The 7,273-nt window shown below is 57.1% G+C and carries 7 protein-coding genes and 4 tRNA genes; 9 read left to right on the top strand and 2 right to left on the bottom strand.

The features are described 5' to 3' along the window. The first annotated feature begins 388 nt into the window (after window positions 1-388). A complete protein-coding gene (locus GSQ91_RS23935; protein WP_158824252.1) occupies window positions 389-1,492 on the top strand; it encodes an acyltransferase in 1,104 nt (367 codons plus the stop codon). Between the two features lie 69 nt (window positions 1,493-1,561). On the opposite strand, the gene GSQ91_RS23930 is transcribed toward GSQ91_RS23935, so the two are convergent. Both GSQ91_RS23930 and GSQ91_RS23925 read right to left on the bottom strand, forming a co-directional pair. Further along, a complete protein-coding gene (locus tag GSQ91_RS23930; RefSeq protein WP_158824251.1) occupies window positions 1,562-2,599 on the bottom strand; it encodes an acyltransferase in 1,038 nt (345 codons plus the stop codon). Between the two features lie 8 nt (window positions 2,600-2,607). After that, window positions 2,608-3,627 (bottom strand): hypothetical protein, encoded by a 1,020-nt coding sequence (locus GSQ91_RS23925; RefSeq protein ID WP_158824250.1) that lies wholly within the window; start codon window positions 3,625-3,627, stop codon window positions 2,608-2,610. A gap of 182 nt (window positions 3,628-3,809) precedes the next feature. Here GSQ91_RS23925 and GSQ91_RS23920 point away from each other — a divergent pair, with 182 nt between their 5' ends. The 8 genes from GSQ91_RS23920 to GSQ91_RS23890 form a co-directional block, all read left to right on the top strand. Next, window positions 3,810-4,997 carry an acyltransferase gene (locus tag GSQ91_RS23920; RefSeq protein ID WP_158824249.1) on the top strand — a complete coding sequence of 396 codons (1,188 nt, stop codon included), beginning with the start codon at window positions 3,810-3,812 and terminating at the stop codon, window positions 4,995-4,997. Window positions 4,998-5,132: 135 nt separating this feature from the next. Further along, a tRNA-Thr gene (locus GSQ91_RS23915) sits at window positions 5,133-5,208 on the top strand. A 169-nt stretch (window positions 5,209-5,377) separates the two neighbouring features. Then, window positions 5,378-5,464: transfer RNA gene (locus GSQ91_RS23910), tRNA-Tyr, on the top strand. Between the two features lie 44 nt (window positions 5,465-5,508). Beyond that, complete coding sequence (locus GSQ91_RS25610; protein ID WP_174240726.1) at window positions 5,509-5,676, top strand: hypothetical protein; 168 nt, start codon at window positions 5,509-5,511, stop codon at window positions 5,674-5,676. Between the two features lie 46 nt (window positions 5,677-5,722). Continuing rightward, window positions 5,723-5,797: transfer RNA gene (locus tag GSQ91_RS23905), tRNA-Thr, on the top strand. Window positions 5,798-5,886: 89 nt separating this feature from the next. Then, window positions 5,887-5,961, top strand: a tRNA-Gly gene (locus GSQ91_RS23900). Window positions 5,962-5,995: 34 nt separating this feature from the next. Next, window positions 5,996-6,346: a hypothetical protein gene (locus tag GSQ91_RS23895; RefSeq protein WP_158824248.1), complete on the top strand. Its 351-nt coding sequence runs from the start codon at window positions 5,996-5,998 to the stop codon at window positions 6,344-6,346. Window positions 6,347-6,451: 105 nt separating this feature from the next. Further along, window positions 6,452-7,273 (top strand): elongation factor Tu (locus GSQ91_RS23890; RefSeq protein WP_254064856.1); only part of this gene is annotated, 822 nt, incomplete at its 3' end.

Raw genomic sequence — 7,273 nt, 5'->3', positions numbered from 1 at the left:
GGAAGCTGGTGGAGTCACACATAAGACGATTCTTTCAAGAGGAAAGACGAAAGTGGGGAGACGCATCCTCTTTTTTGAGTCCTTCTGAGAATTCAAGGTGCGGGTTCAAGGCTCAGAGGCGCTTCCATGCCATGGCACAGCGCAACGGATGCGATAGTCAGCAGAGTGGGGTGGCTGAGGGAGTCATCTTCCTCGTGGCCTACGGGTGGACTATCACCGCAAGGATTAACCTCTAAAATGTTAGAGGTATTGCATAAGACACATCTCAGTGATCCTGTCCCTGCATCTCGTCGCACTCCGCGATGGAGAGACGCTGAGGTATTGACATCGCGCTATATCTGGATTCGGGTGGAGATCGCGTTATGCGGTTTCGTTTGGGAGAGATTGGATGGCTGAAGAGCAGGAGTTGCAAAAGCGTTCAACGCGCTCTCGACTCTTTGAACTGGATGCCTTGCGTGGACTTGCGGCTGTTACGGTCGTGACCCATCACTTTCGCTATGCATTCGATTTCACTCCAACACCATGGTATTGGTTGCCATTCGACGCAGGGAGGCAGGCGGTCGTCCTCTTCTTTGTTCTCAGCGGTTATGTTCTCAGCATGCCGTACTGGAGGGGACGTCAAGCCCACTATGTTGAATATCTGCTTCGCCGCTTCTGTCGTATCTATCTTCCCTTCGCTGCCGCAGCGACGCTCTCTATCGCAGGGGCCTGGCTGTTCCGGGGCAGACATCTGCCGCTCTCCGAGTGGTTCAACAACACCTGGCAGCAGCCCATTACGGGGAGACTGCTGATCGAGCAGTACCTGATGTTTCCTGTCGTCGTATTCAACGTTGCGTTTTGGTCGCTGGGCTTCGAGATGCAGATGTCGATCGTCATGCCATTGCTTTCAAACCTTTTGCGGCGGTGGAACGCTCCCCTGGTAAGCGCATTGATGGCGCTGATCGCTTTTGGTATTCCCGGGCGACTACATCTTCATGAGGGTTATCTGCTTCGAAGCCTGCAGATCGCCACACTTTTTGCGCTGGGCGCCACGCTTGCCGGATATCAGGAGAGGCTCACAAACTGGCTGGAAGGTAAGCAGGCGATGTCCTGGGTTCTTTTGTTGACCGGGGTTCTGCTCTATTACAACGTGCCCGATCATTTCGCATATGGACGACTCTTGGGAAAGATTGTCGCGTCGTCCGATTTTATTTCCGGAATTGGGGCTGCTGCGGTTATTGTGTCCTCGCTTACGCTTCGCCCCTTGTCTCGTTTCCTCCGCCACAGTTCGCTTGAATACCTTGGCCGAATCTCCTATAGCCTCTACCTTGTGCATTCCATAACGCTGTTCAGCGTGCTGGATATCCTCTTCGGGAAAATCTCCCGGCCAGCACTTGCCATTATCTTCGCGTTGACAACCTTGATTGCGGCTCATCTCTTCTGCATCACAATCGAGGAGCCCTCTATTCGCCTGGGCAAGCGTCTTCAAGGCCGGTGGCCGAAGCCAGCTTAGCTCGGGCGTGTCGTCGATGGATTCCTGGGTTGCATGACTGCGGCTGTTCTGCCCGAGACGCAAATGGAATCAGGGTGCGGGTTCGAGGCTCAGGGTTGTTTCGTTGACCTTCGGTGAGGGGCCCGACTCTACCTTCTTCGCCAGTCTTGACCCGAGCCGGATCATGGGAGCTTCGACGCCATGGTACAGCGCAACCGACGAGACAGTCAGCACTATGGGGATGGAGGCCAGGCGCAACGCCAAGCTATGCCCGCGCAGATAGTACAGTCCAACGCAGATGGATGGGATATGGCAGAGATAGATGCCATAGGAGTATCGCGCTATGAGGTGCGCCGAACGCACCATGGGACGCCAAGTGATCTGCTGGAAGAATGGCAGCCCAAGCCCAATAGCCAGGCAGAAAAATGAGGAGCGGAAGAGATTGCCGTAACGATTATGCACGGCTGCCATTCCCAGAAGAAAGACGATAAAACTCCAGGGCGGAAGTGTGGGTCGCACCTTTTTGCTGAGCGTATAGGCCATTACGCCGGGAAGAAAGTAAGGGATACAGATGGCGAGCGAAGCGTTGGTTGTGGAGTGGATGCCAAGAACTGTCCATACGGAGGCGATGGCCAGCCCTTCGATGACCAGCAAGACCCACAATGCCCGAGTGCTGCGGATGAAGAAGAAGAGCACGGGAAGCAGCAGATACATCTGCATCTCGATCGGCAGGGACCATGATGCACCGACGATCCTGGCTCCAAACCATAGGTTGAAGGTCATCGTGGCGTTGGCCAGAAGCTCGCGGGCCGATGCGGAGAAGTAGCCGAAGTGGGGTGCTGCAGGCGGAGCGGTCGGAATCTTAAGGACCACCACAAGGGTGAGCACAACCAGCCATAGAGGGAAGAGGCGGAAGAGTCGCCGAATATAAAAACGGCCCGAATGGGGATCTCGCTCGAGGGACCACATCAATACCAGACAGGTATGGACAAAGAAGAGGCATACGCCGGTAAGTCCCATCCATCCATACCAGTTGGGCTTTCCGGCATACATGAAGAAATGGGCTATCGCTACGAGAAGAACTGCAAGGGATCGAAGGATGTCCAGATTGGCAAGATCACTTTTCATCGGGATGGTTAGTGTAGCAATGCTGCAGGCGGTGGACTCGTGCTCTGAGGGGACGCTGTGGGATTGCCACCCGAAGTCAATGCTTTGATCTGATCCAGGCTGGCGGAGGCATTGAGCAGGGCTCGGTCTTTGTGATGTTCCAGGGTGATGGAGGCCAGAACGTCTCGCATGGCGGAGTCGGCGGGATTGCGTGGGGGTTCCGCGCTGCCTAGGCCGCGAACGATATTCAGCAGTGTGGTCAGTGTCTCCACCGTATGCTGTGCGGCGTCTGGGTCGGATGCGATCTCTTCGATGCGGAGGTGGACGGACCCGCTGTAGCGCAGGCTGGCGACGAGGTCGGTGTCCTCCGGCAGCGGCAGTTGCAGGCCGAGGATCGAGATGTAGCCATCCTTCGCGAAGGGAAGACCGATGTGCCCGATTCCCCAGGCCTGCGAGAGCAGCGGAACCTCGGAGTAGCGCGCAGCCAGCAGTGACGATCCCGGCGTGCCCAGCGCCGAGGCACGCGAGCGGTCGAGCATGGAGTGGATCTGTTCTGCGGTCGGCGTGTTCGATGCGCCGATTGTGTCGTAGCCTAGCTGCGTCACACGCAGGGTGCGGCCTTCGATGGGGATGCTGTAGATCTCGCGCCCTGCGTAGGTTTCGCGTGCGGTCGCGATGCTGGCGAGATATTTCCCCAGCCGCTGCCCGTCGAAGCGTCCGACGAAGACCTCGGAGTAGGCAACGGGACCGTTGGGACCGTTGGGGTTGGGCATGCGATGCAGCGCGAAGGCTGCGTCGTCAATGTCGCGGTCGGGCACAATGCCTGTGGCATCGATGAAACGCTGTAAGTCTCCGCTGCGCTGCACAGGTGTCGTGTCGAAGTGAGTCATCGTGCGCACAGTCTTCAGATGGATGTAGACGATGGCATCGGACTCAGGCAGCAGCCGCGCGGCCTCGGGGGGAGACTGCGTCCTCAGGTAGAAGGCGATTCCCAGCGCTACGAGTACAGCCAGGACGATCAACAGCGGAATCAGAGTGCGCTTGCGCATATGTTAATTCGATGATGAAGGTGACTCTTCAGCCATGCCGTATGAGCTTGAGTCATGATCGCATGAAAACGTGTTTTGCCTTTCTTTCTGTCATTGGCGCTGGGAAGAATGACTAGTAGGCCGGCCTATGTGCGCGAAGAGACTCTGAGCTAGACCTGCATCCGCATGTATACCTTAACGGAATGCCATCGTCGCAACCCAAGGTGGGGGTCAGCCCTTCGCAGACCGGAATCGCCCAGCCGAATGCCGGATTCTGGCGCGCCCTTCGCCGGGTAACGACTACTGGACAATACATCCCCGAGATCGATGGGCTCCGGTTCGTCGCCATCCTTGCCGTGATCCTGTACCACATTGGGCAGAGGTCGTGGCAGGATTGCGGGTTCTGCATACCTCTCACCGGGGACGCGGGATCTTTTATGCGTCACCTGGCCCGGGGCGTGCCACTCTTCTTTGCCATCAGCGGCCTTGTGCTGGGCATTCCCTTTGCGAGGCAGCATTTTCTACAGGGGCCCAGGGTTCGGCTTGGTCCCTATCTGTTGCGTCGCGTTACGCGGCTTGAACCACCCTACATTGTCAATCTGCTGATTCGTTTTCCCTTGATCCATTTGGCCAAGGGTGTCCCCTGGCTGGTAGTTACCGCGCATCTGGGGGCGAGCCTGTTGTATCTGCATGGCTTGATCTATGGGACCTATCCAATGATCTATATCCCTTCATGGTCGCTAGAGATTGAAGTCCAGTTTTACCTGCTGGCTCCGCTGCTGGCTGTGCTTTTCTTCTCGAAGACGCCATGGATCAGGCGCGGCGCCTTGATTGCCGCTATCGTTGCCTTCAGTATTCTGCGCGTGCACACGCCTGGGTTGCCCCAGACGCGCGTACATCTTTCCATCCTTAGCTCCCTTCAGTATTTCCTGGTGGGATTTCTTCTGGCCGATTGGTTCCTGACTGTTATGCCGCGCATGAGATCGTCGTGGATATGGGACGTGGTAGGGAGCGGTTCTCTCGTTGGGATCTTTCTTGTAGACGATCGAATCGCCTTCTATGTTCTGCCGGCGCTGATATTCGCCGGTGTAGTGGGGGGCTTCAAAGGTACGTGGTTGAGCCGCGTCTTTCGGGTGCCAATGATCTCAACGCTGGGGGGCATGTGCTACAGCCTCTATCTGACCCATTCGCCTGCCATACAGGGAGGCTTCTGGCTGATGGCCAGGCTTCATCTGGACGAGGGGCGCTTCTGGCACACAGCCATGTATGGCGTGCTGTTCTCGTTCCCTATCGTTTTTCCGGTCGGCCTGGCGTTTTATGTGCTGGTTGAACGTCCCTGTATGGATAGGGAATGGCCGCGGAAGCTGGGGCGGTATCTTGCTCGCGCCTGAGCACTCGACGATGGCCGCTGCCACTCATAGGGGACGATCATCGTACTGTGGCTGCGGGGAGGTTTTTCCGCTTGCGCCAGCTGTGATAAAGTCAAAGCTGCGCTGCGCGATTCGGCAGCGCAGTTTGCTGTTTGGGCTGGCGTAGCTCAGCTGGTAGAGCACCTGATTTGTAATCAGGCGGTCGGGGGTTCAAATCCCTTCGCCAGCTCCAGATTTTCCGCAGCATTCGTACGAGAGTTTGGTTGTACCTGCTTGTTGTTCCAGCCTGCAGTGTCCGCCAGCCACAATCCTGAGTAAGTCTCTGGCGTGAGTCGTTTACGCCGGCGTTTGCGTGGGAATGTGACGGGGCATTTGTTGGAAGGGCAATCGGCGGGAATAGGGCACAGGTGGCCGAGTGGTTAATGGCAGCAGACTGTAAATCTGCCGCGCTTTGCGCTACGGAGGTTCGAATCCTCCCCTGTGCACCATTTTTCCGCGGCTTTGCTTCCGCCGCCAAAAGGAGTTCGGTTGCATGAACCCTTCGGGCACGGGACGCATGGTTGTCGCGCTGGCAGCAATTGCGCTGTTGGCGGTGTTGGTCTGGCGCACGATGGAGCCGGGCAAGTACCAGCAGCTGACTTGGTTGCTGCTGGGGTTTTTCGCGTTCCGGGTCGTCCTTGGACGGCTTCGTTCGCGGTAAACTGGTAGAGGCGCGTTGCGGGCGAAAGCCAACGGCGTGCAGTAAGGCTGATGTAGCTCAGTGGTAGAGCACTCCCTTGGTAAGGGAGAGGTCATGGGTTCAAGCCCCATCATCAGCTCCAGATTTTCGTTGGGGTGAGGCAGTAGACGCTGCGTCCCAGCAAGGTTTCGCTGACTTGCTGACTCGCTAACGTACTGACTTGCTGAAGTTGCGGGAGTAACTCAGTGGTAGAGTCACAGCCTTCCAAGCTGTTGGTCGCGGGTTCGATTCCCGTCTCCCGCTCCAGATTTGCAAGGCTTTGAAGGCAGGTTTCAAAACAATGGCGCAGCAAACAGCCTTTCAGGTAGACCGTTCCAGCGCTCTGTACGAGCGGCCGGCTATGAGTGTCCTCGACCAGCCTAGCTTCACTGCGGTGAAGCAGGCGATTGAGGGCTCTTTCGCGTCTCGTAACGTCGAGAAGTTTTTGAAGTCGCTGGAGCGCTCAGGTCTGCGCATCCGCAGCTTCGAGGCGGTGCTTACCAAAGGTAAGCTCGGTGTCGAAGTGGCTTCGCTGTATGCAAAGCTATCCAACGGCGACCAGGGCCAGATCCGCGAGTTCTATCTGGCCTCGCTGGAGCAGGTGGAACTCCGCCTGCGCGATAAATTCTTCAAGTTATACGCGTACTACTAGGACGCGGTCAGGGATTGAAATCACGGCCCTTGGGCCGGATAGGCACGGTGTGAGCTGTGCCGAATCACAAGGTTTAGCAGTTCAAAAGGCACTACGGAGAGAGTCATGGCGAAGGAAAAATTTGATCGCAGCAAGCCGCACGTAAACATCGGAACGATTGGTCATATTGATCACGGCAAGACGACGTTGACAGCGGCGATCACGAAGGTACTGTCGAAGCACAACCCGAAGAACAGCTTCCGTTCGTTCGACACGATTGACAATGCGCCAGAAGAGCGTGAGCGCGGCATCACGATCTCGACCTCGCACGTAGAGTACGAGACGCCGAACCGCCACTACGCGCACGTGGATTGTCCTGGTCACGCGGATTACATCAAGAACATGATCACGGGCGCAGCGCAGATGGACGGAGCTATTCTCGTCGTCGCAGCAACCGACGGTCCGATGCCGCAGACCAAGGAGCACGTACTGTTGGCTCGCCAGGTAGGCGTGCCGTACATCGTGGTGTTCCTGAACAAGTGCGACGCGGTGGAAGACGAAGAGCTGATCGAGCTGGTGGAGATGGAAGTCCGCGAGCTGCTGTCGAAGTACGACTACCCTGGCGACGACACCCCGATCATCCGTGGTTCTGCCCTGGGCGCGCTGAACGGCGAAGCCCAGTGGGAGGCCAAAATCGACGAGCTGATGGCAGCGGTGGACAAGTACATCCCGCAGCCCGACCGTCTGGTCGACCTGCCGTTCCTGATGCCGATCGAGGATATCTTCTCGATCTCTGGCCGTGGAACAGTGGTAACGGGCCGTATCGAGCGCGGCAAGGTGAAGGTGGGCGAGGACTCTGAGATCGTCGGCTTCCGCGAGACGCGCAAGACGGTGGTTACAGGCGTTGAGATGTTCAAGAAGCAGCTGGACGAAGGTCTTGCTGGAGAT

Origin of the sequence: Granulicella sp. S156 (genome assembly GCF_009766105.1) — a bacterium.
Lineage (GTDB): Bacteria > Acidobacteriota > Terriglobia > Terriglobales > Acidobacteriaceae > Granulicella.
Note: the sequence above shows the minus strand (reverse complement) of the source record. Positions and strands in the feature narration are given on the sequence as shown.